The 25,647-nt window shown below is 70.4% G+C and carries 26 protein-coding genes and 1 pseudogene; 8 read left to right on the top strand and 19 right to left on the bottom strand.

All coding sequences use genetic code 11. The features are described 5' to 3' along the window. Positions 1-21 precede the first annotated feature (21 nt). The 12 genes from DJ81_RS05830 to DJ81_RS05780 form a co-directional block, all read right to left on the bottom strand. Positions 22-1,032: a hypothetical protein gene (locus DJ81_RS05830; protein WP_094526571.1), complete on the bottom strand. Its 1,011-nt coding sequence runs from the start codon at positions 1,030-1,032 to the stop codon at positions 22-24. 24 nt (positions 1,033-1,056) lie between these two features. Further along, a complete protein-coding gene (locus DJ81_RS05825) occupies positions 1,057-1,845 on the bottom strand; it encodes an FAD-binding protein (RefSeq protein ID WP_094588932.1) in 789 nt (262 codons plus the stop codon). Positions 1,846-1,993: 148 nt separating this feature from the next. Further along, positions 1,994-2,170: a hypothetical protein gene (locus DJ81_RS19110; RefSeq protein ID WP_170938255.1), complete on the bottom strand. Its 177-nt coding sequence runs from the start codon at positions 2,168-2,170 to the stop codon at positions 1,994-1,996. Then, the gene (locus DJ81_RS05820; protein ID WP_094526570.1) at positions 2,171-3,418 is read right to left on the bottom strand and encodes an ABC transporter substrate-binding protein; all 1,248 of its coding nucleotides are present in this window, start codon (positions 3,416-3,418) and stop codon (positions 2,171-2,173) included. Between the two features lie 92 nt (positions 3,419-3,510). Beyond that, a complete protein-coding gene (locus DJ81_RS05815; protein ID WP_094526569.1) occupies positions 3,511-4,422 on the bottom strand; it encodes an ABC transporter ATP-binding protein in 912 nt (303 codons plus the stop codon). Beyond that, positions 4,423-5,601: an iron ABC transporter permease gene (locus tag DJ81_RS05810; RefSeq protein WP_094526568.1), complete on the bottom strand. Its 1,179-nt coding sequence runs from the start codon at positions 5,599-5,601 to the stop codon at positions 4,423-4,425. Further along, a complete protein-coding gene (locus DJ81_RS05805) occupies positions 5,598-6,605 on the bottom strand; it encodes an FAD-dependent oxidoreductase (RefSeq protein ID WP_094526567.1) in 1,008 nt (335 codons plus the stop codon). Before DJ81_RS05805 ends, DJ81_RS05810 begins: the two co-directional genes overlap by 4 nt. After that, positions 6,602-7,870: an ABC transporter substrate-binding protein gene (locus tag DJ81_RS05800; protein WP_094526566.1), complete on the bottom strand. Its 1,269-nt coding sequence runs from the start codon at positions 7,868-7,870 to the stop codon at positions 6,602-6,604. The genes DJ81_RS05805 and DJ81_RS05800 overlap by 4 nt, the downstream gene beginning before the upstream one ends. 526 nt (positions 7,871-8,396) lie before the next feature. Next, the gene (locus tag DJ81_RS05790) at positions 8,397-8,732 is read right to left on the bottom strand and encodes a hypothetical protein (RefSeq protein WP_094588930.1); all 336 of its coding nucleotides are present in this window, start codon (positions 8,730-8,732) and stop codon (positions 8,397-8,399) included. Further along, on the bottom strand, positions 8,657-8,833 hold the full coding sequence (locus tag DJ81_RS19105; protein ID WP_170938254.1) for a hypothetical protein: 177 nt from the start codon (positions 8,831-8,833) through the stop codon (positions 8,657-8,659). The genes DJ81_RS05790 and DJ81_RS19105 overlap by 76 nt, the downstream gene beginning before the upstream one ends. A 206-nt stretch (positions 8,834-9,039) precedes the next feature. Continuing rightward, positions 9,040-9,858, bottom strand: a complete 819-nt coding sequence (locus tag DJ81_RS05785; protein WP_094588928.1) for a universal stress protein — start codon at positions 9,856-9,858, stop codon at positions 9,040-9,042. 123 nt (positions 9,859-9,981) lie between these two features. Continuing rightward, positions 9,982-10,896 (bottom strand): serine/threonine-protein kinase RIO2, encoded by a 915-nt coding sequence (locus tag DJ81_RS05780; protein WP_094588926.1) that lies wholly within the window; start codon positions 10,894-10,896, stop codon positions 9,982-9,984. A 145-nt stretch (positions 10,897-11,041) separates the two neighbouring features. Between DJ81_RS05780 and DJ81_RS05775 the strand changes: the two genes are divergently transcribed. The 6 genes from DJ81_RS05775 (at position 11,042) to DJ81_RS18725 (ending at position 16,382) form a co-directional block, all read left to right on the top strand. Further along, the gene (locus DJ81_RS05775; RefSeq protein ID WP_094588924.1) at positions 11,042-12,004 is read left to right on the top strand and encodes a lipoate--protein ligase family protein; all 963 of its coding nucleotides are present in this window, start codon (positions 11,042-11,044) and stop codon (positions 12,002-12,004) included. A gap of 72 nt (positions 12,005-12,076) precedes the next feature. Next, a complete protein-coding gene (locus tag DJ81_RS05770; protein ID WP_094557969.1) occupies positions 12,077-12,952 on the top strand; it encodes a deoxyribonuclease IV in 876 nt (291 codons plus the stop codon). 105 nt (positions 12,953-13,057) lie between these two features. Beyond that, positions 13,058-13,528, top strand: a complete 471-nt coding sequence (locus DJ81_RS05765) for a hypothetical protein (RefSeq protein ID WP_094557968.1) — start codon at positions 13,058-13,060, stop codon at positions 13,526-13,528. Between the two features lie 66 nt (positions 13,529-13,594). Beyond that, positions 13,595-14,410, top strand: a complete 816-nt coding sequence (locus DJ81_RS05760) for a class I SAM-dependent methyltransferase (RefSeq protein ID WP_094588922.1) — start codon at positions 13,595-13,597, stop codon at positions 14,408-14,410. Positions 14,411-14,473: 63 nt separating this feature from the next. Continuing rightward, positions 14,474-15,202 (top strand): 3-oxoacyl-ACP reductase family protein, encoded by a 729-nt coding sequence (locus tag DJ81_RS05755; RefSeq protein WP_094588920.1) that lies wholly within the window; start codon positions 14,474-14,476, stop codon positions 15,200-15,202. A 631-nt stretch (positions 15,203-15,833) separates the two neighbouring features. Next, positions 15,834-16,382, top strand: coding sequence for a hypothetical protein (locus tag DJ81_RS18725; protein ID WP_141212544.1), 549 nt, complete (start codon positions 15,834-15,836; stop codon positions 16,380-16,382). Between the two features lie 64 nt (positions 16,383-16,446). On the opposite strand, the gene DJ81_RS05750 is transcribed toward DJ81_RS18725, so the two are convergent. From DJ81_RS05750 to DJ81_RS05730, 5 genes and pseudogenes are all read right to left on the bottom strand, one after another. Then, positions 16,447-17,601, bottom strand: a complete 1,155-nt coding sequence (locus tag DJ81_RS05750) for a pyridoxal phosphate-dependent aminotransferase (RefSeq protein ID WP_094588918.1) — start codon at positions 17,599-17,601, stop codon at positions 16,447-16,449. A 92-nt stretch (positions 17,602-17,693) separates the two neighbouring features. Beyond that, positions 17,694-18,383 (bottom strand): hypothetical protein, encoded by a 690-nt coding sequence (locus DJ81_RS05745; RefSeq protein WP_094588916.1) that lies wholly within the window; start codon positions 18,381-18,383, stop codon positions 17,694-17,696. Positions 18,384-18,454: 71 nt separating this feature from the next. Beyond that, positions 18,455-18,957: pseudogene (locus tag DJ81_RS05740) on the bottom strand (Mut7-C RNAse domain-containing protein). Then, complete coding sequence (locus tag DJ81_RS05735) at positions 18,957-20,816, bottom strand: helix-hairpin-helix domain-containing protein (protein WP_094525815.1); 1,860 nt, start codon at positions 20,814-20,816, stop codon at positions 18,957-18,959. The pseudogene DJ81_RS05740 and the gene DJ81_RS05735 overlap by 1 nt, the downstream one beginning before the upstream one ends. A 61-nt stretch (positions 20,817-20,877) precedes the next feature. Beyond that, positions 20,878-22,188: an MFS transporter gene (locus DJ81_RS05730; protein WP_094526554.1), complete on the bottom strand. Its 1,311-nt coding sequence runs from the start codon at positions 22,186-22,188 to the stop codon at positions 20,878-20,880. A 136-nt stretch (positions 22,189-22,324) separates the two neighbouring features. Between DJ81_RS05730 and DJ81_RS05725 the strand changes: the two genes are divergently transcribed. Then, entirely contained in the window at positions 22,325-22,768 is a 444-nt protein-coding gene (locus DJ81_RS05725; protein ID WP_094525813.1) for a DUF2237 family protein, read from the top strand. Positions 22,769-22,782: 14 nt separating this feature from the next. Here DJ81_RS05725 and DJ81_RS05720 read toward each other — a convergent pair whose 3' ends face one another. Next, positions 22,783-23,217: a DoxX family protein gene (locus DJ81_RS05720; protein WP_249269088.1), complete on the bottom strand. Its 435-nt coding sequence runs from the start codon at positions 23,215-23,217 to the stop codon at positions 22,783-22,785. Then, a complete protein-coding gene (locus DJ81_RS05715) occupies positions 23,214-24,266 on the bottom strand; it encodes a sialidase family protein (protein ID WP_094525812.1) in 1,053 nt (350 codons plus the stop codon). Before DJ81_RS05715 ends, DJ81_RS05720 begins: the two co-directional genes overlap by 4 nt. 107 nt (positions 24,267-24,373) lie before the next feature. On the opposite strand from DJ81_RS05715, the gene DJ81_RS05710 reads away from it, so the two are divergent. Next, positions 24,374-25,381, top strand: coding sequence for a TatD family hydrolase (locus DJ81_RS05710; protein WP_094557962.1), 1,008 nt, complete (start codon positions 24,374-24,376; stop codon positions 25,379-25,381). Positions 25,382-25,647 lie beyond the last annotated feature (266 nt).

The following is a 25,647-nucleotide window of genomic DNA, read 5'->3' as shown; positions in this document are numbered from 1 at the left end:
GCCGAATAGGCCGACGCCGACCTACTCGCGGATCGGCGCGCTCGTCAGCCCCGACGGCTCGTCGCCGGACGCGGTGTCGATCCCGAGCCGCCAGCCCCCCTCCACGGCGTCGACGCGGACCGCCCGCGGGGGCGACCGGTCGCCGTGTCGGCACAGTTCGAGAGCGACCGGAAGCGTCGGGAACCGCCCGTCCCGGGGGGTCAGCGCGTAGTCGGACACGTGGACGACCACCGACTCGGCCGGCGGCTCGTCGCCGCCCGAGTCGGCCGCGTAGCTCCCGACGACCCCCGCTCCGGCGAGGCGCTCGAACGCCCCCGCGACCGGGTCCGCGTCGGGCGCGACGGGGAGCCGCGACGCGGCGTCGGCCAGCACCGCGGCCTGTTCGGTCGGCTCGAGGCCGCGGCGGAGCTCGAACGCCATCGCTTCGAGGAGCCGGAGACAGAGGCCGTCCGGGTCCGACCGCTCCTCCGCGAACGCGAAGTAGGCGTCCATGACCGCCGACTCGACCGCGTCGTGGTCGCCCGCCGAGAGGGCCTCGAACACCGCCGCCGCCGCGTCGTGGCAGAACCCGACGAGGTCGCGGCTCGGAACGGGGCTCGGTTCGGGGTCGCGGCTCGAATCGGGGTTCGGTCCGGGGTCGCGGCCCACGGCGGGGTCGGAGAGCGACCAGTCCGCCGCCTCGGTCGCCGAGAACCGCCGCACGTCGTGCGCGTCGCCGGCGGACCGACCGCTTCCGGCGTCGCCGTCGGCGCTCCCGTCGCAGACGCCGCGGTCGACGCCCTCGTCGCCCGCGTACTCCTGCCGGACGATCACGTCGTAGTACGGGACCTGCGGGTCGTACCGGCGGAGCGCGTCGCGGTACTGCTCGGTGGCGCGGGCGGCGGCGCGCGCGGCGGCCCGGCTCTCGAACCGGAGCCCGGCCGCGGGGACCGGTCGGTCGCCGTAGCGGGCGCAGACGAGCGAGTACTCGCCGGTCTCCGACGAGAGCGCCTCGATATGGTCGCTGATAGCCGCCAGCGTCGTCCCGATCACGTCGCGGTCACGCTCCGCATCCGGTCACTCCTCCAGGCTCGGGTGGGTCTCTTGCGGGTCGGGATGCGGTTCCGCGAACCGCTCGCGGGTCGCGTCCAGCGAGGCGGCCTCGCGTTCGCGGCGCTCGTCGGCGCCGATCTCCTCGCAGCCCGGGGGCACCTCGCGGCCCCGGTCGGTGAAGTACCCCTCCGGCGTCACCCAGTCGTGGTAGAAGGGCGCGTCGTCGTCCTCCAACAGCGTGACCGCGACCTCGGCGCCGTGGCCGGCGCACACCGCGGCCTGGTGGGGCTTCTCCGCGAGCCGCCCCGCCGCGTACAGCCCGTCGACGCCGGTCCGGCCGCGCTCGTCGACGTCGACGTACGCCTTCCCGCGCTCGATGATCCCGACGCCGTCGACGCCGTCGAGGTAGCCGACCTCGTTCTTCGTGGCCGCGACGACGTACCGCGTCCGGATCCGGTCGTCGCCGTCGGTGGCGACGGCGAACCGGGCGCCGTCGCTCGGGACGGCGCCGTCACCGCCGGAATCGGCGTCGCCGGAGTCGATCGCGGCGACCCGCGTCACCCGCGCGTCGAGTCGGTCCGCGCCGGCGGCCTCGGCCTGCTCGCCGAGGAGGTCGAGCAGTCGGCGGGCGTTGACTCCGAGCGGGAACCCGGGGAAGTTCTCCAGGTGGGCGTTCCGCCGGAGGATCGACGCGCCGCCGTCGACGACGAGCGTGTCGAGCCCCTGACGCGCCGTGAACACGGCCGCCGAGAGCCCGGCGACGCCGCCGCCGACGACGACCACGTCGCGCGGGGGGGTCGACCCGTCGGTCATCGGTCGACCACCCGTCGGTTCCGTCGGGAACGGTCCGCCGCCCGTAGCTGATTCGGCTCCATACCCGTCGACACGGGCGAGGCGAGGTAGGATCTTCGGTCCCGCGGGTCTGACGCGATGCGCGGTCGAGCGGCCGGCCTCGCCCCGCTCATCGCCGCACCCGGACCGGGTTGGCGGCGGCGATGAACGGCTCGTCCCGGTCGGTCGCCGCGAACGCGAGGTCGCCGCACGCGCCGCGTTCGACCCGCCACGTCGGCAGCGCCGGGACGTCGTAGTCGGTCGGGTCGCCGTAGGTCGCCGCCACGGTCCACTCGCGGGCGCGCATCTACAGGTCCCCCTTGATCGCGTCCGCGACGCGCTTCCGGTCGAACAGCCGCTCGTTCTCGGGGATCGCCGGATACGGACCCTCCTCGTACCGCGGCCACGCGCCGAACGCGTCGGGGTAGAGCTGCTTCGCCGTCATCTCCAGCTGGAACAGATTCAGTATCGGGCCCTGATACCGGGCGCCCTGCGGGTGGATGCGGTCGTTCCGGACCGCCGCGATCTCCGAGCCGACGGCGTCCTCCTCGAAGGCGGTCCGTCGCCCGGCCATGTCCGTCCCCGGCTCCATCCCGCCGAGGTAGAGGATGACGTCGGGATCGGCCTCGAGCATCGTCTCAAAGTCGACGACCGTGCCGGACTCGACGCTCCCCTCGAACGCGTCGCGCGGGCCGAGCGGGCGCGTGTGCGACGTGAGGAAGCCGGGGTTGCTCAGCGTGTACGCGTAGATGCTCTCGATGTCGGCGGCGGCGATCATGATCGCGGTCGGGCGCTCCTCCTCGGGCGGCAGCCCCTCTTCGATCGTCGACAGAAGCCCCTCGCGGACCTCCGCGAGCGCCTCGTAGCGCTCGCGCTCCCGGAACGCGTCGGCGACGGTCTCGAACTGCTCCCACAGGCCGTAGTACTGGTAGCCGTCGGCCCACTCGTCCGTCGGCTCCTGGTGGCGGTCGCTGAGGGAGTTGCCGAACCACGGCGAGACGTTCTCGGCGACCTCGTCGACGTCCGCGCGGTCCCAGGCGTCCTGTCGGGTGATCCACGCCGGGTCCGCGAGGTGGACGTCGCTGTCGAGCTCGTACAGCTTCTCCTTGTCCGGCTTCCACGAGGAGTAGCGCCCGGACCAGTCGAGCGAGACGCCCGGGAGCCGCTCGACGAACTGGTTCCACAGCCCGTCGTAGTAGTCGGGCGCGTGCAGCGCGGTGACGTCGTTCCCCCGGCCGAGCGCGAACGCCATGTCCGCGTGGTGGGTGAGCCGCGTGAACACCGTCTCCGGCGGCGACTCGAACGTCACCTCGCCCATCGGCGAGATCGACGCCGTGTAGCTCTCGGCGGTGTCGCCGGACCCGTCAGAATCGTCGCCGTCGGCCGAGCCGTCGTCGGTGCCGTTGCCGTCGGCCGAGCCGTCGTCGGCGCCGTCGCCCTCCCCGTCGCCACCGCCGGTGCAGCCGGCGAGCAGACCGCCGAGCGCGACGGTACCGCCGTACTTCGCGAACGCTCTGCGGGTCGGATCCCCGTGTACCGCGTCGTCTCTGGACATGTTTTTAGGCTAGCCTAAAGATGTTTAACCACTTCGGTTTTTAGGTCGGACTAAAATATATTGCCACGTCGTCGTCGGCCGGACGCGTCGGGTTACTCCGACCCCTCGTGCCTGGCGCGCAACGGGGTGACGCGGGGGCCGTTCTCGGTCTGCACCACGTCGGTGTCGACGCGGAACACGTCAGCGAGCAGCTCCTCGGTGACGACCTCTCCCGGGGCGCCGCGGGCCCGTATCTCGCCGTCCTTGAGCGCGACCATCCGGTCGGCGAGCCGCGCGGCCTGCTCGATGTCGTGGAGCACGACGACGACCGTCACGTCGCTCTCGTCGCGCAGCGTCTCGATGATCTCCATCACCTCCATCTGGTGGTGTAAGTCGAGGAACGTCGTCGGCTCGTCGAGGAGGAGCACGTCGGTGTCCTGCGCGAGGACCATCGCGATCCACGCGAGCTGCTTCTGCCCGCCGCTGAGGCTCCCGACCTCGCGGTCCCTGAGGTGGCCGCAGCCCGCCAGCTCGATGGCGCGGTCGACCGCGCGAGCGTCCGCCTCGGTCGTCCGCTCGAAGAAGCCGCGGTGCGGGTACCGACCGTGATGGACGAGGTCCTCGACGGTGATGCTGTCCGGCGACGTGCTCTCCTGTGACAGCAGCCCGAGCTTCCGGGCGAGCGCCTTCGTGTCCATCGAGTGAACGTCGCGTCCGTCCAGGAGCACGGAGCCGTCCTCGGGCGCGAGCTGGTTCGCCAACCCCTTCAGCAGGGTGCTCTTGCCCGACCCGTTCGGACCGACGAGGGCGGTGACCGCGCCCGGCTCGGCCGCGATCGACGCGCCGTCGACGACCGGTTCCGGAGCGGTCGGGTACCCCAACACGAGCCCCTCGGCGTCGAGGTCGCTCGCGTCGAGGTCGCTCGCGTCGGTGGCGCCCGCCGCGCGCTCGCCGGTCGTTCGGTTCGGCGCGTTCGCGCCGCTCGGTTCGTCCGAATCCGTCGCGTTCGTGCGTTCGATGGACATTCAGAGTTCACCCATGTTCTGCCGTCTCCGCATCAGGTACAGGAAGTACGGCCCGCCGACGAGCCCGGTGACGATCCCCACCGGGATCTGCGCGTCCGCGCCCGTCAGGACGCTCATCCCGAGCCGGGCGCCCACGTCGGCGGCGACCATCAGGGCGGGGCCGACGAACAGGCACCCGACGATCAGCCGCTTGTAATCGCTCCCGACGAGGTTCCGCACCATGTGCGGGACGATCAGCCCGACGAAGCTGACGATGCCGGCCACCGCGATGCTGGCGGCCGCCGCGAGCACCGCGACCCCCGACAGCGCGAACCGCACGCGCTCTATCGACATCCCGAGCGACTTCGCGGTCTGCTCGCCCAACAGGAGCAGGTTCAGCTGCCGCGATCCGGCGATCGAGAGCAGTACCGCGACGACCGTCCACGGGAGCGCCAGCCGCACCTGCGCCCAGTCCGTCCCGGTCAGCGAGCCGGTCGTCCACTGGATCGCCGACTGGACGACGCCGATGTCGTCGGCGAAGAAGAACAGCGCCGTCTGGAGGCTCCCGAAGACGGTCCCGACGATCACGCCCGCGAGCACGAGCCGGACGGGGCTCGTCCCGTTCTTCCACGCGATGGCGTACACGATCAGGAACGCGACGGCGCCGCCCAGCGCCGCGATCAGCGGGAGGAACGCAGAGAGCCCTCCGAACACGACCAGCGTCAGCAGGATCATCAGCCCGGCGCCGGAGGAGACGCCGAGGATGAACGGGCTCGCGAGCTCGTTCCTGGTGACCGCCTGGAAGATCGCGCCCGAGACGCCGAGGTTCATCCCGACGATGGCCCCGACGATCACCCGCGGTAGGCGGATGTTCCAGACGATCAGCGTGCCGTGCGACAGCTCCGGCAGCTCGCCCTGAAAGCCCGTGATCGCCCGCATCAGCTCCTCGCCGACGAGGAAGTTGAGCAGCCACCGCGGGTCGAGGAGGACCGCGGGGTCGAGGACGGCCCGCCACGCCTCGCCGACCGTCATCGAGTAGGCGCCGAAGCTCACCTGCACGAGGCCCGCGACGACGACCACCGCGAGGCTCCCGACCGCGACGCTCACGAGTTTCGGGTCGAGCAGCCAGCCGAAGCGGTCGGTCCCGGCCGACCGGCTCGTCGACGCCCCGCCGCCGACCGCGGACCGCTCGCCGCTCATCGCGCCCCCTGGTCGGCCGCCGCTCCGTCTCCCCTCGCTCCGTCGGCCGCCTCCCGCCCGCCGTTCAATTCGGTCGCGTGCGCCGCGATCGCCTCGTCGTCCATCGCGTCGAGCAGGGCGTCGGCGCCGTGGGCGTCGACGACCGCGGCCGGGTCGAGGTGTGCCGCGAGCGCGCGCCGCCCGGCGGCCGCCAGCGATTCGGCCTCGTCCGCGTCGACGTACGACGACAGCGAGGCGTCGATCGCGGCCTCGCGGACGCGGGCGAACCGGTCCGAGTCCGGGTCGACGGGGGCGTCGGCGTGCTCCGCGTCGAACCACTCGACCCACCGCTCGCGGTCGGTCCACTCGTCGTCGACCGCGGCCTCGCGACGCAGCCAGTCGACGCCCTCGGCCGCCGCGGGCCACCAGCCGTCGTCGATCCGCGCGTCGGCGACGACCCGCTTCCCGACGCGGGCGCCCCGGCCGGCCGCCGTGACGACCTGGCGGTCGGCCGCCGACGGCGACGCGACGTAGAGCCCGTCGACCGGCGTCGTCCCGTCGCGGTCGGCGTACTCGCGGTCGAAGCCCTCGTGGGTCTCGTCGCCGTGCTCGTGGACCGCGAACATCGCCTCGTCGTCGTCGAGCCCGCGGAGGTACTCGCCGCCGTACCGCGTCGCCGCGACCACGCGGCGGGCGGTGACCGGCTCGCCCTCCTGCGGCGTGACGCGGAGGCCGGCGGCGTCATCCCCGTCTCCGGCTCGGCGTTCGACGTCTTCGACGAGGTCCGAGACGACCGAACACCCCGCCCGCTCCGCGTGCGAGCGGAGCAGCTCCGCGAAGGTCTCGACGTCGACGCCGGCGGGGAATCCGGGGTAGTTCTCCAGGTGCGCACAGCGCGCGAGGGAGGACCGACCGCGGTCGAAGACCGCGACGTCGAGCCCCTCCCGCGCCGCGAACACCGCCGCCGAGCAGCCCGCCGGACCGCCGCCGACCACGACGACGTCGCGATCGACGGCGGCGCTCATTCCGCGCCTCCGGAGACGATCGCGGCGACCTCCTCGCGGTCGAACAGCCGTTCGGCCGGCGGAATCGCCGGGTAGTCGTCGCCGTGCTCGTAGCCGGGCCACTCGCCGAACCGACCCGGGAACAGCTGTTTCGCCGTCATCTCCAGCTGGAACAGGTTCATGATCGGCCCCTGCACCGGGGTTCCGGAGGGGTAGAAGCGGTCGTTCTCGATCGCGGAGAGCCGGCCGGCGACCGAGTGGTCGGCCAGCTCCTCGCGGACCGCGCCGACGTCGTAGTAGGAGGCGATCCCGTACTGGTGGAGAATGACGTCGGGGTCGACCTCCAGCAGCCGCTCGTGGTCGTAGGCCGTCTCGTAGGTGACCTCGTCCGCGGCGAAGGCGTCGGGGACGTCGAACGGACGGACGTGCGCGTTCGCGAAGCCCGACCCGTCGGTCCGGGAGGGGTAGTAGGTCCCGTCCATGTAGATGAGGGCGGCGACCGTCGGGCGCTCCTCGGCCGGCGGGAGGTCGCTCCGGATCGTCTCGATCAGGTCCTCGCGGACCGCGTCGAGCGCGGCGAAGCGCTCCGTCTCGCGGAAGGCGGCGGCGACGCGCTCGCCGATCTCGGGGAGCGCGTAGTACTCGTAGTCGTCGCGACACGGCTCCGGGGGGTCCGAGTGCCGGCGGCTGTAGACGTTCCCGAACCACGGCGCGACGTTGTCGCGGACCTCGGCCACGTCGGCCGCGCTCCAGCCGTCGAAGGACGCGAACAGGCACGGGTCCGCGAGGTGGAGGTCGCTGTCGAGCTCGTAGAGGAGCTCGCGGTCGACGGAGATGCCGCCGCCCGAGCCGGAGTTGAGCTGCGTGAGCCCCTCGGCGTCGAAGGAGACGCCGTCGAGGCGCGCGTAGTAGGCGTCCAACGTGTTCCCGCCCGCGTTCGCGTCGAAGCCGAGCGAGTTCACCGCGCCGCCGTGACCGAGCGCGACCGCGAGGTCGGCGTACAGCAGGCTGTACACCATGACGTCCTCCGGAACCGCGGCGAACGCGACCTCGCCGGCCGGCGCCATCTCGGCCGTGTACGAGCCGTCCTCGCCGCCGGCACCGTCGCCGTCGGCCGAACCGCTCCCGTTCGAACCGCCGCTCGCCGAGCCGTCGTCTCCCTCGGCACCGTCCGGCGCCGGATCGGTCCCGGCGCACCCGGCGAGCAGTCCCGCGCCGGCGACGCCGCCGCAGTACCTGATCGCGTCGCGTCGCGTCGCGGGGGATCGGTCCGCGTCTGGTTCCATACGATTTAGGCCACCCTAAAGGATTAAATCGGTTTCGGATCTTAGGCTCGCCTAACACTTCGCCGAAACGGGAAGCCGGCGGCCGGAACCGGTCGGAACGGCCGGTCGAGCGCGCTTTGTCGGCGAGACGCTCGGCGGCCGGTCCGGCGCCTCGTCCACAGCGCTCGTCTGGATCGGCGCCTCGTCCCGGTGTCCGCGGATGTACACGGTCGACAGGTACCGCGGGGCGCCGGTCATCGTTCGCCCCCTCGGATCTCGCCGCCGACCTCGTTCGACGGGCGTTTGTCGGGTCCGTCGGCGCCACGATCGTCCTCCGGGGCGAAGAGCGCGGCGTACATCCACGCCCGAGCGCGTCGAAACCGAGCGCCGTCAGCGGCGTCTCGTCGAGGGCGACGACGCGCCCGGTGACCTCGTCGACGACGTCGGCGGCCTCGGACAGGTGCTCCGCCTCGCGGGCGAGCGCCTCCGCGACCGCGATGACTTCGTTCCGACGCGCGGTCGTCTCGCCGACGATCGTCCGCTTCAGCTAGGGGGTGGAGGAGGCGTCGGTCGTCGGCGCGAGCGCCACCGCGACCGACTCGGTGAACTCCGAGCGGACCGTCTCCAGCAGCGACTCGGCGTCGGCGTCGTCGACGTCGGCGAGGCTGTGGGGCCGAGCCGTCTCGTGGAACGCACGTCGAACCTCCCGACAGCGAGCGTCGCCCGCGTATCGCCCCTCGCGAACGACCCAGTCGACGTAGTGGTCGGCGACGGCGGGCCAATAACGCGCGGCGACGCCGTCCCGGATCAGCGAGACGGCGGCGCGCGCGCGTCGTGGCCCGCGCTCACGACCGCCTGGTGGACCGTCTCGTTCGTCATCCATCCGGCCGCGTAGAGGCCGTCCACCGTGGCCCGTCCGGCCTCGCGGTCTACCGTTCCGGACTCGGCGCCGGCGATGTTATACTCGCCGCGTTCGAGTTCCATATCGGCACGTGCTATCCGTGTTCGGTTCCGATCCGAGATGACAAGGCTCCCTCTCGGGAGGCTGATCTCCGCGAGCGTATGTCCGGCTACCGGGGCGTCCTCGGCGACTTTGATCTGCTCGATACCGGATTGCTCAGACCAACAGTGTACAGCATTGCGCGCGATGATCGTGACTACTGTTGACGTGGGACGGCGCTCGACCGAGGTCAGCCGGTGATAGTGACCGGCCGCTCGGTCGAGAGCATGACGTCCTGCGTGATGCTCCCAATGAGTACCTCTTGGAGCCCCGACCGCTTACGCCCGCCCATGACGATGCTGTCGGCATCGCGTTCCGCCGCCACGTCGAGAATCTTCCGGGCCACCTCGCCCCCGATGGCGACACGCTCGACGGGGATCCCCTCGTTCTCGAGGGCATCGGCCGCCTCGACTGCCGCGTTGATCTCCTCGAACGTGTGGGGAGGGGCCCCCTTGTAGTCCTGGTGACGGAACACGACGAGAACCGTCGCTTCAACGGTCTCCGCCGCCTCGGGCAGCCCCGCAACGTACGCCGCCTGATGATGGGCGCGATCCACGTCGGCGTCGACCGGTACCAGAACCTGTCGGATCCCCTCGCCGGGCACGGCCGTCTCGCTCGTGATGGTAACCGGCCGCTCGGCCGAGAGCATAACGTCCTGAACCGTGCTACCGAGCAGCACACGGGAGACGCCCGACCGCTTGCGCCCGCCCATAACGATCTCGTCGGCTTCGAGCCCCTCAGCGGAACGGACGATCTGGTCCGAGATACCGCCGTCGTCCACGGTTCGGGTCACGGAAACGCCCTCGCCCTCGAGAAGGTTGGCCGCCCCGACGGCCGCGTCGATGTCCGAGAACTCCATCGTGTCGGCGTCGTTGAACTCATCGGGAGGCACCACGAACGACACCGTCGCCTCGACATCGTCGGGGGCGTTCGGAAGCCGTGACACGTACTGTGCCTGGTGGAACGCGCGTTTCTCACTTCTGTCGACCGGAACGAGCACCTTGTACATCACATTTAATCATAGTGTTTATTAGACTATAGTATCCACCAGTAGTTCCCACAAGACGATAACTCCAGAATTCGGAAACAGTGGACTGGACGGGGCGAACGATTTCGTATCGCGCTATGCGATTTACTCTTCCGCGAACGCGCGGACCGATTCGAACGAGCCGTCGGCGATAGCGCCGGCGATCCCCTCGATATCGGCGTCTCGAGGGACTTCGTGGGGGTACTTCCGGCTGAAGTACCGCAGGAGGTTCGCGACGTCGCGTTCGAGGAACTCGCCGGCGTTCTCGTGGTCGACGGGGACCGCCTGCGGCCAGTCGAAGATCGTGACGCCGCTCTCCGCGACCGCGACGTTGTGTTCGGACATGTCGGCGTGGACCCAGCCGAGGTCGTAGGCGGTGACCAGCTCGCGGAGGACTAAATCGAGGACCGCGGAGGCCTGTTCGGGTTCGAGTCTCGCGCGCGAGAGTTCCGCGCCGTCGAACTTGTCCATCACGATGGCGTGGCGGTTGTGGTCGACGGGGCGGGGGACGCTCACGTCGGGGTACATCGCTTCCATCGCCTCGTACTCGCGCTCGGCCGCCTTGCGCGCGGTGTACATCCAAGAGACGTGGTCGCGGTCGGCGGTGTACTCGCGCTCGCGGTTCACCTCGCGGAAGTTGGTGTATCCCTCGCGGTGGTATTTCAGGGCGAGCGGCTTGAACGACTGGGCCTCGTACACGTCTCCTTCCTTGCCGAACCCCAGGGGCGAGCCCACGCCGTCGATGGTCTCGCGTTCGGAGAACGTGCGGAGCGCCAGGGCGTCGTACCCCTCGAACGTGAGTTGGTACCCCTCGTACTGGATCGTCTTCCGCTGGATCAGTTCGCGGTCGAGACACCGGTCGATCCGGTAGTCCACCTCCTCGCGCGTCAGGTCGGCGTAGTCGGGGATCTTGTCCCGGCGGACCCACTCCGAGAATCGCATCCCCTGCTCGACGCCCGAGAGGAGATAGAAGTCCTCGGGTTCGAGCTCCGCCATGTCGCCGGCGACGTTTCGGACCATACGCCCCCTACTCCGGGGATTCCTAAAAGGGACGCGCGTTCCGCGAGGCGGTGCGATAAATCTCATTCCGCGATAGCAAATCCCGTTTCGACCGGGTCGTCGTCCGAACGCAACCGCTTTCGGGACGGCGGGCGGAGAGGCGCGCATGACCGCGCCGACGGGCGACTGGCGGCTGATCCGGGAGGAGGCCCGTCCGGGGCCGATGCAGATGGCGCTCGACGAGGTGGCGGCGGAGACGGCGGCGGCGGGCGGCCCCGCGACGGTCCGCACGTACCGATGGGAGCCGAGCTGTCTCACGCTCGGCTACCGGCAGGACCCGGAGACGGTCGACTGGGCGTTCTGCGAGCGCGAGGGGATCGACGTGACCCGCCGACAGACCGGCGGCGGCGGGATCTACCACGACGGGCGCGGGGACGTCGCGTACTCGATCGCGGTGCCGGCCGCGGACGTACCGGGCGAGCTGCTCGACTGTTACCACCTCCTCTGCGAGCCGATCCTCGACGCGTTCGACCGACTCGGGATCGACGCGGACTACGTCGAGGAGTCGGTGCCGGAGCTGTACCGCCCCGCCTGCTATCTCCGGGAGCTGCATCCGGCTCACGACGTGGTGGCGGGCGGTTCGGCGGAGGCGGAAGGCGACGGCGCGACGGAGGCTGGCGGCGCGGCCGGCGACGGCGACGAGGGCGCGACGGACCGCCGGAAGATAGCCGGCAACGCCCAGTACCGCAAGCGCGACGCCGTGATCCAGCACGGCTCGCTGACGTTCGCCGTCGACGCGGAGCGTCACCTCGGGGTCTTCTCCGATCCGCCGGTCACGCCCGAGGAGTTCCGCGAGCGCGTCGTCGGCATGGACGAGTTGGCCGACGCCGACCGGGCGGACGCCGCGGCGGCCGTCGAAGACGCGCTCGTCGCGTGGGTGACGGGCGGAGACGGCGACGAGGGCGGTGGCGACGAGGCGGACGGCGAGAACGGCCGGGCCGACGCGGTCGCGCTCGACCGCGACGGCTCGTGGTCGAGCGCGGAGCTCGCGCGGGCGGAGGAGCTCGTCGAGGAGAAGTACCGCGACGACGGCTGGGTCCGGACCCGACCGGGAAACGACGGCGCGTAGTCGCCGGAACGGGAGGGGAACCGGACCAACCGGTTCCGAAGGGGCTTTTTCAATCGCCCCCGTTGTAGCGGTATGAGTCTCAAGGTCGGCGCGCACGTCTCGATCTCCGGTTCGCGGGCGTCGAACGATCCCGAAACGCCGCCGTACGGGAACATCGCCAACGCGGTGTTCAGACAGAAGCAGTTCGGCGGCAACTGCGGACAGATATTCACGCACTCCCCGCAGGTGTGGCAGGACCCGGACATCAGCGACGAGGAGGCCGCGCAGTTCCGCGAGGGGACCGAACGCGACCTGGTCGGGCCGTGGGTGATCCACACCTCCTACCTCGTCAACCTCTGTACGCCGAAGGAGGGGCTCCGCGAGAAGTCGCTCGACTCCATGCAGAAGGAGGTCGACGCGGCCGCGAAGCTGAACATTCCGTACGTCAACGTTCACCTCGGCGCGCACACGGGGGCCGGCGTGGAGGGCGGCCTCGACAACGCCGCGAGCGTCATCGACGACGTCGACGTCCCCGACGGCGTCACGATCCTCATCGAGAGCGACGCGGGCGCCGGGACGAAGCTCGGCGACGAGTTCGAACACCTCGCGGGGATCATCGACCGCACCGAGACGGACATCGACGTCTGCGTCGACACGGCCCACGCGTTCGCGGCGGGCTACGACCTCTCGACGCCCGAGGCGGTCGACGAGACCGTCGCCGAGTTCGACGACGCCGTCGGGTTGGAACACCTGGAGTACATCCACCTCAACGACTCGAAGCACGCCTGCGGCACCAACAAGGACGAGCACGCCCACATCGGCGAGGGCCACATCGGCGAGGCCGGGATGGAGCGGATCGTCAACCACCCGGACCTGACGGACGTGCCGCTGGCGCTGGAGACGCCGACCGAGAACGGGAAGAGCTTCGCGTGGAACATCGAGCGCGTCCGCGAACTGCGCGCGGAGTGAGCCCGGGGCGGCCGGGCCGTCGCGGGAGCGAAGGGGAGGAAACCCCCGAATTTAGTTACAATTGTCCGACGCGGCTTTATGTGGTCGGAGCCGAGATCCACGGATATGACCACCACTGAGGCGCTCCTCATCGGTCGCCGGCGCCGCTTGGCCCTCACGATGGTCGGCGGATTCGCCGGTCTGGTGGCGCTCTCGCTGGCGGTCGCGGTCGTCGCCGAGCGTGCGGGTCTCCCGACCGCGGCGGCGCTGACCGACCGGCTCGTCCCGCTGTTGGCGTTCTACGCGCCGGCGCCGATCGCGGCCGTCGGCGGGTACGCGCGCTGCGGCGGCCCGGCGTGTCTCGCGGTGGGCGCGGTGCCCGCGGTCGTCTTCGCCGCGCTCGTGGTCGTCGGGACCGTCTTCGGCGTCCCGGGCGTGGGCCCCGGCGACTCCCCGATCGGCGGGGTGACGATGGCCTTCGCCGCGGTCGGGCTGACCGGCGCGTTCGTCGGCTACTGCGCCGGCGTCACCGCCGCGCTGCTCTCGGACCTCGTCGGGTTCGGGAGCGGCGGCGACAGCGAGGGCGACGAAGACTGAGAGTCGGAGCGCGCCCGGGCGCTCGGCTTCCCCACGTTTAATTCGTCCCGCGTCGAACGCGGTGCCGTGCGACGCTTCTCCGCGGAGTACCTCGAACACACCCGGCAGGGGATGTGGGCCGACGACCGGGCGGCCCTCGCGGACCTCGAGCTGGCGAGCCGCCGCCGCGTCGTCGACGTCGGCTGCGGCACGGGCGAACTCACCCGCGTCCTCGCCGCGGAGGCGAGGCCGGACGCGACCGTGATCGGCGTCGACGCCGACACGGACCTCCTCGCGGTCGCCCGCGAGGAGACGGGACTCCCGTACGTCGCCGGCGACGCGACCCGGCTCCCGCTCCCGGACGGCGCCGTCGACCTCGCCGTCTGTCAGGCCCTCCTCATCAACCTCCCCGAGCCGGTCGCCGCGGTCCGGGAGCTCGCGCGCGTCTCCGCCGACCTCGTCGCCGCGATCGAACCGGACAACGGCGACGTGACGGTGACGTCCACCGTCGACGCCGAGGAGCGGTTGGAGCGGGAGGCGCGCGAGGCGTACCTCGAGGGCGTCGGCACCGACGTCGCCCTCGGCGACCGCGTCCGGGAGGCGTTCGCGGCGGCGGGCGTCGAGGACCTCCGCACCCGCCGGTACGTCCACGAGAAGCGGACGGCGGCCCCGTACGCGGAGCCCGCGCTGGCGTCGGCGGCGCGGAAGGCGTCCGGCGCCGGCCTCGCCGACCACCGCGAGGAGCTGGTGGCCGCGACCTCCGTGGACGCGTACGACGACCTCCGGCGGCGCTGGCGCGAGATGGGCCGCGAGGTGGTCGAGGCGATCGGCGCCGGCGAGTACGAGCGCGTCGAGCGCGTCCCCTTCGACGTGACCGTGGGACGGGTCGAGACCGGGGACTGACGGACGCGGCGTTCCGCCGCCGCGTCCGGAAGGTCGAAGTCGGACCGGGTCGACTCGAGACACATGCCGGCCGCACTCGTGACGGGGTCCTCCAGGGGTATCGGGCGAGCGATCGCGCTTCGGTTCGCGGACGACGGCTACGACGTCGCGGTCAACTACCGCACCAGCGACGAGGCCGCCGCGGCCGTCGCCGACGCGGTCCGCGACCGGGGGCAAGCGGCGGTCGCCGTAGGCGCCGACGTCTCGGACCCCGACGCGGCGGCCCACCTCGTGGAGACCGCCGCCGACGCCCTCGGCGGGGTCGACCACGTCGTCAACAACGCCGGGATCGACCAGCACGTGTACACCGCGGACCTCGGTCCCGACGACTTCGACCGGGTCATGGACGTCAACGTCAACTCCGCGTTCAACGTCACGAAGGCGGCGCTCCCGCACCTCCGGGAGTCGGAGGACGGCCCGTCGGTGACGAACGTCTCCTCCATCCTCGCGCACACCGGCGCGCCGGTCGAGTGCCACTACGCCGCCTCGAAGGGGGCACTCCTCTCGCTCACCCGGAGCCACGCCGGCGACTTCGCGCCCGAGATACGGGTGAACGCGATCGCCCCCGGCCACGTGGAGACGGACATGACGGGCGACCGGACGCCCGAGGAGAAGCGCGAGGAGTTGGCCGCGATCCCCGTCGACCGGTACGGCCAGCCCGAGGACATCGCCGACGCGGCCGCCTACTTCCGGGACGCGGGATTCGTCACGGGCGAGACGCTGAACGTGAACGGCGGGGAGCTGATGCGCTGATTAGAGAAGTAATGTGATTTTGAGATCAATAAACACCGAAAGGTAATCCGGTCTAGTTGATCTAGGAGATTTGTATCTCGGTCTACTGAGTTGCTTACTATCCAGGGGCAATGTGCAAAATATGGATAGAGTATAAACCAAGCGAGTCAGCAACGACTTACGCAAAATATTGTTCCAGAGGGTAGAGTAGATATTGTTGCTCTGTGTTGTTATTTACAGACAGAAAAGTAATCCATTCCAAGGATATCGCAAAACGCGAACGGTACGGCACCTAACGGTTGCCCGTAGATTGCCCAACCGGCAATCCAGAAGGCTAGTAGTCCGATCAGTACGACAGTCGCAATAATTTGATTAATTACGTTTGTCATGCGTAGGTTGTCGTTTGATTGGTGGAGTCAAGCAGAGGTTGGCTAGTAGCTACTCTTTCCGTGGTTTGGTGGCGGTCTGGGCCACACCCAAATTCTTGTAATCCTGCGTGCTGAAATTCTGGTTGATACACCTCCATATGATAATTCAACAATGGTCATCAGAGATGATATATGTATGAGACAATTAATAAATGAAACCGATTGTATGTACTCAAACTGCCGTTTCATCTATGTAAAAACGGTTCACATAGGGTGTTTTTGAAATGCGCGGTGCAGATGAGGTTCTACAAGAGTATAGTGTAAAAGAAAGAACAGGTAGAAAGAAGAAGGTTATAATCAAATGGTTCTTGACAAAACCTGATAGGAGATTTGACACTTCAGAAGTCAACGCGGCCCTCGGAGATAAATTAAATATTGGAGAAGGTCAGATCCGGAATTATCTTGAAGATTTGACCGAAGAAAACGTACTCCAGTCATACGGGGGGCAGCGGAAAGCATATCAACTGAATGGGGATATCTTAATTCCTACTAAATATCGTCTCCAGGCAGTATTGAAACATCTCTCTGCTACTTTTGACCCTGACAGGTGGGGCTATTCAACTGTAATAATCCTAAGCACAATTATTTGGGGACTTCTCACTTTGCCATTTTGGTTGCTCTGGGCTACTCTACTTGTTTTTCCGGCTAGTACCTACGGTTCAATCAATCAAGCAGAGTTCTTTACACTTGCTACTGCGATGACATTTTGGTTTGTTGTCCTTGGGTTGGCTAGCTACGTCCTGTATAGCGTTGACAAGTGGGGAAGTTCGTGATTTTGTTTAGCGACTTGGTTCAGGTTCAAAATAGGGTACAAAAGTGTATGCCAATGATATTTAGTCAGTACTCCGCCAGTCCCGCCTCGATCCGGTCGAACCCCTCCTCCAGCCGGTCGACGGAGTTCGCGAACGAGAGGCGGAGCCGCCCGGGGGCCGTGTCGCCGAAGCCGTCGCCCGGCGCGAGCACGACGCCGTGCTCCCGCAGGAGGTACTTCGCGACTTCGATCGCGGGCGCGTCGATGCCGGGGTCGAGGAAGGCGTAGAACGCGCCCTCGGGGCGGGGAGCCGAGAGCCCGTCGATGGCGTCGACGCGGTCGACGACGAGGTCGCGACGCTCCTCGAACGCCCGGTACATCTCCTCGAACGGCTCCTGCGGGCCGGTCAAGGCGGCGATCGCGGCGTGTTGCGCGACGCTCGACGCGCAGGCCGTGGTCGACTCGCGGACCGTCGCGACCGCGTCTATCATCTCCCGGTCGCCCGCGAGCCAGCCGAGCCGCCACCCGGTCATCGCGTACCGCTTCGAGCAGGAGCCGACCGTCAGCACGTGGTCCGGGCGGCCGGTGTACGCGGCGATCCCCTGGGCGGGCCCGTCGTAGGTGAGCCCGAGGTACACCTCGTCGGCGATCACGTACGCGTCGTGGTCGGCCGCCGCCTCGACGACCGCACGGCACTCGTCGCGGTCGAAGACGCGGCCGGTCGGGTTCGAGGGCGTCGTGAGCACGACCGCCGCGGTGTCGTCGCTCATCGCGTCGATCACGCGGTCCGCGTCGAGGGCGAACCCCGTCTCCGCGGGCATGGGGACCTCGCGGAAGCGCCCGTCCGCGAGCGTCGCCTGCGTCTTGTAATTAGGCCACGTCGGGCCCGGGACGAGCAGCTCCTCGCCGGGCGAGACCGCCGCGAGGACCGCCAGGTGGAGCGCCTCCATCCCGCCGACGGTGACGACGACCTCGTCCGGGTCGTGCTCGACGCCGTACTCGGCGGCGAGCGTGTCGCTGATGGCCCGCCGACACGCGGGGAGCCCCGCGTTTGAGGTGTAGTGGGTCGCGCCGTCGCGGGCGGCGCTCGCGGCGGCGTCGATCACGTGCGCTGGCGTGTCGAAGTCGGGTTCGCCGACCTCCAACCGGACGAGGTCGCCGCCGTGACGCTGTGCGAGGTCGAACATCACCCGGATCCGCGAGCGTTCCGCGCGCCGGACGCGGTCGGTGGGCGTTGGCATACCGTCCACACGGCGAACCGAGCAAAAAACCGTCGGGTGGCGGCCAAACGCGGCCCGAGCGGAGGCGGAGCGGCGCCGTCGGCGTCCGCCGCCTACACCATGTCGCCGCGCACCGACGACCCCTCCTGCTCGGCCCGGCGCCGCTTGAGCACGTCCGCCGCCTCGCGGGCCACGTCCTCGTCGGCGCCGAGCATCCCGAGCGCGGCCGGGAGCGTCGGCATCGCGAGCGAGCCCGCCCGCAGGCGGTCGAAGGCCTCCTCGTCGCGGGTGCCGTCGACCCACAGGCAGACCCCGCGCGGGTCGAGCACCTCCTCGTACGCGTCGCGGGCCAGCGCCCCCTTCAGGCGCTGGCGCACGTTGTCCTCGAAGCTCGCGTTACACACCTCCAAGTGGATCGGCTCGTCGTCGCCGGACTGCGTCCGGCTGCCAGAGGGACTACGTCCCTCGCTGTCGCCGACGAGCTCGGCGGCGAGGCACTTCTCGGGGGCGGCGTACCCGTTGTCGCTCGCGCGCACGCGATCCGGGTGCGCCTCGGCCCACTCGGCCCGCACGGAGGTGCCGACCCCCTTCACGCCGTACTCGGCCTCGAACGCCGCCGCCGCGTCGGCGTCGCCGCCCATGATCACGTCCTTGGTGAGGTAGACGTCGAGGCGCTCGACGGGGTCGAGGCCGAGCGCGACGTCGCCGAACGCCCACACCTCGCGGACGGGGACCGGCATCGTCTCGTTCTCGACCCGGTCGACGAGGGTCGCCAGCCGGTCGACCGCCTGTTCGCGGTTCATTGGCGGACCGTTGGCGGCACGCGGGCAAACCGGTTACGCTCGGGGGCGCCGGGCGTCCCGCGGGTCGCGGTTCAGAGGTCGTCGAGCCGCGCCGCGACCGACTCCCAGTGGCCGCCCTTCCAGAACCAGCGCCCGCAGTCGCGACAGCGCCACGCGGGGCGGGGGTCGGTGTCGGTGGCTGAATCGGAGTCGGCCGCGGGCGACGCGCCCACGTCGTCGGGGACGTACTCGGGCCGGTCGTCGGGGTCGACATCGGTGCCCTCCGGGCCGACCCGCTNNAGCGGGTCGGCTCCGCGGCGAGTGCCACCGGAAGCCCGGCCGCCGCGACCTCGCGGAGCTGGTCGAGCACGTCGCGCTCGGTCAGGAGGACCGCCCCGTGGTCGCGGTCGGCGGCGCGCGCCGCGAGTTCCCGATCGCGGGTGACGAGGAGTCGGTCCTCGTCGGCCGCGAGCGACAGGAGCCGGTCGTCGGCCTCGACCCCGCGGTCGAGCGCGTACGCCGCGTCGTACCCGCACATCCGGAGGTAGGTCGCGAGCTTGCCGCACATCGTGTCGACGAGGACGCGGGGCGCCATCAGCCGTCGAGGAACTCCCAAAGGCCGTCGACCGGGCGCGCGTTGATCACGTCGGCGGTCTCGGCCCAGCCGCGCCGGGCGGTGTGCACGCCGTACCGGGCGTTGTCCAGCTCGCGGGGCGAGTGGGCGTCGGTGTTCACGGCGATCGCGGCGCCCGCGTCGACCGCGGCGCGCACGGCGTCGCCGTCTGCGTCGAGGCGGGCGGGGTTCGCGTTCACCTCGATCGCGGTGCCGGCGTCGGCGGCGGCCGAGACGACGGCCGCCAGGTCGGGCGAGATCCCCGGGCGGCTGTTGATGATGCGGCCGGTCGGGTGGCCGAGGACGTCGACGTGGGGGTGTTCGACCGCGCGGACCAGTCGCTCCGTGGCGGCGTCGCCGTCCTGCCCGAGCGCGGAGTGCGGCGAGGCGACGACCAGGTCGAGGTCGGCGAGCGTCGCGTCGTCGGTGGTGATCGCCCCCTCCGCGTCGATGTTCGCCTCGATGCCGTGGAACACCGCGATCCGGGCGTCGTCGCCGGCGCCCGCTCCGTCGTCGGCGCTCGCGTCGTCGACCTCGCGGCCCATCACGGCGCCGTCGACCTCGCTCACCGCGTCTTCGACCGCCGCGGCCTGCTCCGCGATGTCGGCCTCGTCGAGGCCGGTGTTCCCGAAGATCCCCGGTCCGGCGGCGTGGTCGGAGACGACGTGGTAGCCGTAGCCGCGCTCCGATGCCGCTTCGATCATCTCCGCGATCGAGAAGCCGCCGTCCGACCAGTCGGTGTGGGTGTGGAGGTCGCCGCGCAGTTCAACCGTCTCGACGAGGTCCGGGAGCTCGCCCGCCGCGGCCGCCGCGACCTCGCCGTTGTCCTCTCGGAGCTCCGGCGGGACGAACGCCATGTCGAGCGCCTCGTACACCCCCGCCTCGCTCTCGCCGGCGACGCGCTCGCCGACGCGCCGGGAATCGGACTCGGCCCCGTCGTCGCTCGCGTCGTCTGCGTCGGCCCCGTCGTCGACGTCGCTCACGTCGAACAGCCCGTACTCGTTGAGCTTCAGGTCGCGGTCGATGGCGCGGTTGCGCACCGCGACGTTGTGGGCCCGAGACCCCGTGAAGTACTGGAGCGCGGCGCCGAACTCGTCCGGGTCGACGATCCGGAGGTCGACTCGGGTCCCGCTCGCGCGGACGCTCGCCTTCCCGGAGCCCGCCTCGATCGTCGCGTCCGCCTCCGACCAGCCGGTGAGCGCCTCGACGATCGGCTCGCGCGCGTCGCTGGCGACGAGGAGGTCGATGTCGCCGATGGTGTCCTTCCAGCGCCGGATCGAGCCGCACACCTCGGCGGACTCGACGGCGTCGACGTCGGTCAGGTACGAGAGCGCCGCGTCGGCGACGGGCCGGGCGTCGCCGAGCCGGGTCCGTTTCCGCGCCTCGCGGGCGAACGGGATGTTCGCTAAGATGTTCTCCTCGGTCTTCGCGCCGAAGCCGGAGACCTCCCGGATCTCGCCCGCCTCCGCGGCCGCCTCCAGCTCGTCGAGGGTGGTCACCTCGAGCGCCTCGTAGAGGCTTCCGACCGTCTTCGGGCCGACTCCCTCCACGGCGGTGAGCCCCGCCATGTCGGCCGGGAGCTCCTCGCGCAGGGCCTCCAGCTCCTCGATCTCGCCGGTCTCGAAGTACTCGACGATCTTCGACGCGATCGCGTCGCCGACGCGGTCGATCTCGGCGACCGCCTGTTCCCCCTCCCCCGCGAGGTTCTCGATCGGGGCGGTGTGCTCGCGGACGTTCTCGGCGGCGCGGCGGTACGCGGTCGGCTTGTACTCGACGCCGGTCGCCTCGAGCAGGTCGGCGAACTCCTCCAAGAGGGCGGCGACCTCGTCGTTCCGGCTCATTGAGTCGGGGTTCGGCCGGGCGCTCCTTATACTGACCGGCGAGGCGGACCCCCCGATCCGGTCAGCCCGCGGTGCGGTCGACCGGCGGCGCGGCCGTGTACCGTCGGACGAGGGCCACCAGCGCCGCGCCGAGGAGGACCAGTCCGCCGGCGACGCCGAAGGCGACGGCGTAGCTCAGGGCGGCGAGCCACCCGCCGGCGACGCTCCCGACCCCGCCGGCGAGGGCGCCGAGCGCGGCGTAGGTGCCGAGCGCCTCCCCGCGGATCGACAGCGGGGACAGCCGGGCGACGAGCGTCCCCGCGGTCACCGCGATCACCGCCCACGTCACCCCGATCACTGCGAAGACGGCCGCGGCGACGCCGAACCCGAGCGCGGCCGCGCCCCACGCCGCGCCGACGAGCGCGACCGCGGGGAGGGCGACCGCGCGCGTCGAGAGCGACGCGAGCTGGAGGAGCGCGGCGTCGCGGTCGGCGGTCAGCTCTCCCGCGGCGCCGAAGAAGGCCGCGGCGGCGAGGCCGTTTATCAGGTACAGCGCGAACACGCCGTCGGAGCCGAAGCCGACCGCGGTGAGGAACGCCGGCAGCGGCGCGAAGAACACCGCGAACCCCGCGAACGCGAAGAAGACGGCGAGGAAGTACAGCGCGAGCGCCGGGGTGAACCGCTCGACGAACCGGCGCGGGTGGAGCCCGCGGAAGTCGGCCCGACCGACGGTGACGGGGAACGCGGCGGTCCGGACGCTGAAGCGGTCGGCCGCGCGGATGGCGCGCCTGAGGCGCGTCCCCGACGCCCGTCGGTCGCCGCCGGGGCCCGGGTCCGCGGGCAGCGTGCGGACGCCGAGGGCGAGCCCGAGCACCGCGAAGGCCGCGAACGGGACGAACAGCCACCGGATCACGGTCTCGGCGGGGAGGAGTCGCCCGCCGACGCCCGTCCAGACCGCCCCGAGCAGCAGCCCGAGCGCCCAGCCGACGCCCTGGTACTGGTTCAACAGGGCGATCCGCTCGCTCCAGGCGCTCTCCGGGACGTCGGCGACCGCGAGCAGCGTCAGGACGGGCGTCGCCGCCGCGAACGCGAACCAGATCGCGCCGTTCGCGACGATCACCGGCGTCACCCGGTCCGTGAGCGGGATGACCCCGATTCCGACCGCGACGAGCGCCAGCATCGCGAGCACGATCGGGCGGCGTTTGCCGGTCCGATCGGCGATCCGACCGGCGCCGAGCGCGGCCGGGACCCCGACGACGGCGGCGACCGCGGCGAGCACGCCGAGCACGAACGGTCCCCCGCCGAGCTCGACGACGTACAGCGGGACGACGAGCGAGGCGCCCCCGAACGCGACCGACCCGAGCCCCCAGCCGTACAGCCAGCGTTCGGCCATGCTACCGGATGAGGCGGAAGTCGCATAGTCGCACCGATCCGAGGGGGCGCTCGACGGCGCGCTCGACGCTGCGGTGTCCGGAGAGCGGCGGTCGCCCGGCGCCACCGATAAGTCGCGCGGGCACCGAACGACACGCGTGTCCACCGACGAGACCGACGGGAGCGAGGGCGACCGCAACGTGTTCGGCGGCGAGCTGGCGCCCTGCGGCCGCGAGCCGACGACGGGGTACCTCCGCGACGGCTACTGCCGCGACGTCGACGGCGATGTCGGCGAGCACACCCTCTGTGCGGTCGTGACGGCGGAGTTCCTGACGTACAGCCGGGAGCGGGGCAACGACCTGATCACGCCGCGGCCGGAGTTCGACTTCCCCGGGCTGGAGCCGGGCGACCGCTGGTGCCTCTGCGTCGGCCGGTGGGTCGAGGCGGCCGACGCGGGGGTCGCGCCCCCGGTCGTGTTGGAGGCGACCGACGAGTCCGTGCTCCGGGCCGTCGACCCCGACCGGCTCCGGGAGCACGAGTTCGACCCGGAGGCGTTCGATCCCGATGAATTCGATCCGGAATCGCCCGGCGCGGACGAGTAACGCCGAAGCGGCGGCTACTCGTCGGCGCTCTCGGCGGCCGCGTCGAGGAGCATCACCGCGCCGCCGAGGAGCGCGACGTTCTTCAGGAAGTTGATCTTGTTGCCGTGCCGCTCCTTCCCCTCCATCGTCCAGAAGTCGTGGATCGAGGGGGTGGTGCCGAGGAAGAAGACGATCAGCGCGCCGGCGGACGCGCGCGGGAACTTCCAGAAGACGACGCCGAGGTTGGCGACGAACAGCATCCCGGTGACGAACGGGACGAGCACGTCGGACATCGGGACGCCCTTCTCCTCGGCGACCGAGACCCGCTTCTCGTTGTTCTTGAACCCGTCGACGGCCATGTACGCGAGGATGCCGCCGTAGAGGGCGCGGCCGATCGCCGACGGGGGATCGGAGGCGGACCCCACCGTCGGCGCCGCGTCGTCGGCCGAGGCCGCGTCGTCGTCGCTCACGCCGACACCACCTCGATGCGGCTGACGTTCGCGTCGACGCGCCCGACCGTCTCGTAGGCGCCGTCGTCGCCGCGACGCATGATCCGGCCCTCGACGTCGTCGCGCTGATCGGGCACGTCGAACAGCCCGGAGCCGCAGATCACGTCACCGTCGTGCACGGCCCACGTCTCGACGATCTCGTGGGGCTCGCCCGGGAACGGGACGCGCTCGAAGTCGCGGCCGAAGTTCGTCGACTCGAACAGCGCGACCTCGTGGTCGTCGTTCACCCACGCCGGCGGCGCCTCCTCGCCGCCGCAGAAGAAGACGGTGCCGTCGTGGACGAACACCCGCCGGATGTACGAGAAGTCGTTCCCGGCGTCGATCCGGCTCCACGACTCGCCCGCGTCGGTCGTTCGCCAGAGCCCGCCCTCGCCGACCGCGTGGCCGAGCCCGAGGTTCTCCAGGTCGTGGTCGAGGTAGCCGGTCGTCGCGAGCCACACGTCCTCCGAGATCGGGAGGATCTGGTGGACGTCGTCGACGATCGTGTCGCGCCGGTCCGTCCACGTCTGCCCGGCGTCGTCGCTGAGGTGGATCCCGCCGGCCTCGACGCCCGCGATCAGCCGCTCCGGTCGCCCCGGGACGGCCTCCAGCGCCCGGAGCCTGGCGTAGTGGGGGTCGATCGGCGACTCCCAGTGGCCGCGCGAGGGCAGGTCGCGGAACCCCTTCAGCTCCGTCCACGTCTCCCCGTCGTCGACCGAGCGGAAGATGTACGGGTCGTTCGTCCCGGCGTACAGCGCCCCGTCGGCGGTCGCGAGGATCGACCACACCTCGCTCTGGCCAGCGTGCCAGAAGCGGTCGCCGAGGGGAACCTCGAGGTCCTCCCACGTCCGTCCCCCGTCGCGGGAGCGGTACGCCCCCGTCGAGGACGCGACGAAGACGCCCGCCGCGTGGTCCCACGACTTCACCGCGGTGACGACCTCGCAGTCGAGGACCCGCTCGGCCTCGTCGCGCTCGAAGGGCACGTCGTCGACTCGATAGAGCCCGTCGTCCGTCCCGATCAACAGTGTCATACACGGCTACGTGCGTCGGACGCGTACTAAAGTTTTTACCAAGCTGTAAAACGCTAAGTGGCCGGGGGTGAAAGTGGAGAGCAGCGGGCATCCCGATTCCACACGCCATGACCACACCCCACCCGACCAAGCGACCGACGGACGCGGCGCACCTCGACGACGACATCGACCCCCCGCGGGAGCTGCTCACCCTCCCGTGGATCGACGTCCACAACCACGCCCACACGCTCTCGTGGGACGACCGCGAGCGCTACGCGCTCTCCGGGTGTCGGTCCATGCTCATGGTCGCGTCCGGCTACCACTGGACCCCATACAAGCCGGTCGCGGCCGACGACATCCGCTTCCTCTGGGACGACGCGATCAATCGCCGCGCGGCCATCGAGCGGAACCACTTCTTCGAGGCGAAGCTGGGGCTCGGCGTCCACACCGGCGTCCGCATCGAGGACCCCGACGAGCTGTTGGCGGCGATGGACGACTACTGCGCGCTCGACGAGGTCGTCGCGGTCGGCGAGACCGGCGTCGTCCCCGCCGGCCACGTCGAGGGGTGGGCGCTCGACGAGCAGCAGGCGGTCGTCGGGGCGCAGATGGAGCTCGCGCGCGACCACGGCCTCCCCGTGATCCTCCACACGCCGAACACGTCGACGGACGCGAAGCGGCCCTACCGCGACGGGCTGGGCGTGACGCCCGGCTACGAGAAGAACGCGGGGCTCGGTACCGACCCCGTCCTCGACGGAGAGAACCCCGCGCTCGACGCGGTCCGGCTCGACGTGGAGGCGATGCGCGACGCCGGCCTCGACGACGAGCGCGTCGTCGCCTCGCACGCCGACCGAAACAACACCGCGTACCTGATGGAACAGACCGACTGCTACCTGAGCTACACCATCGGTCACTCGTGGCTGGTCGGCGTCGACGCCGCCGACGTCGCCGACGCCATCGACGAGTACGGCCCCGACCGGATCATGGTCGACACCGACTGCGCGAACGTCCTCCGGACCGACCCGTACGCCCTCAAGCGCGCGATATTCGAGCTGTACCGGTACGGGATCGACGTCGACGACATCCGGAAAGTCGTGCTGGAGAATCCCCGGGAGGTCTTCGGATTCGAGCAGGAGTAGACACCGATATATGATATTTAAATAACGGAACGCGACCGCGACGATTATTTAAGATACGATGCGGTGGCGCGCGCCTGCGAGCGGCCGCCCTCGGCGGCCGCCCTCGGCGGCCGCGAGTCAGCGCGTGCGAGGGACGCGGTGAGCGCTCGGAGAGCGCGAACCGCGAGGTTGGGGAGGCGTGAGGATGCGGTGCAGGCGGGCGGGACTCAAAGGGGCAGCCGCGAGGCGGGCGCAGGCGATGCAAGCACCGCAACGAGGGAGCGTCA

Source organism: Halorubrum sp. Hd13 (genome assembly GCF_002252755.1).
In the GTDB taxonomy this organism is placed as follows: domain Archaea; phylum Halobacteriota; class Halobacteria; order Halobacteriales; family Haloferacaceae; genus Halorubrum.
The sequence above is the reverse complement of the archived record's forward strand: the minus strand, read 5'-3'. Positions and strand labels throughout refer to the sequence as shown.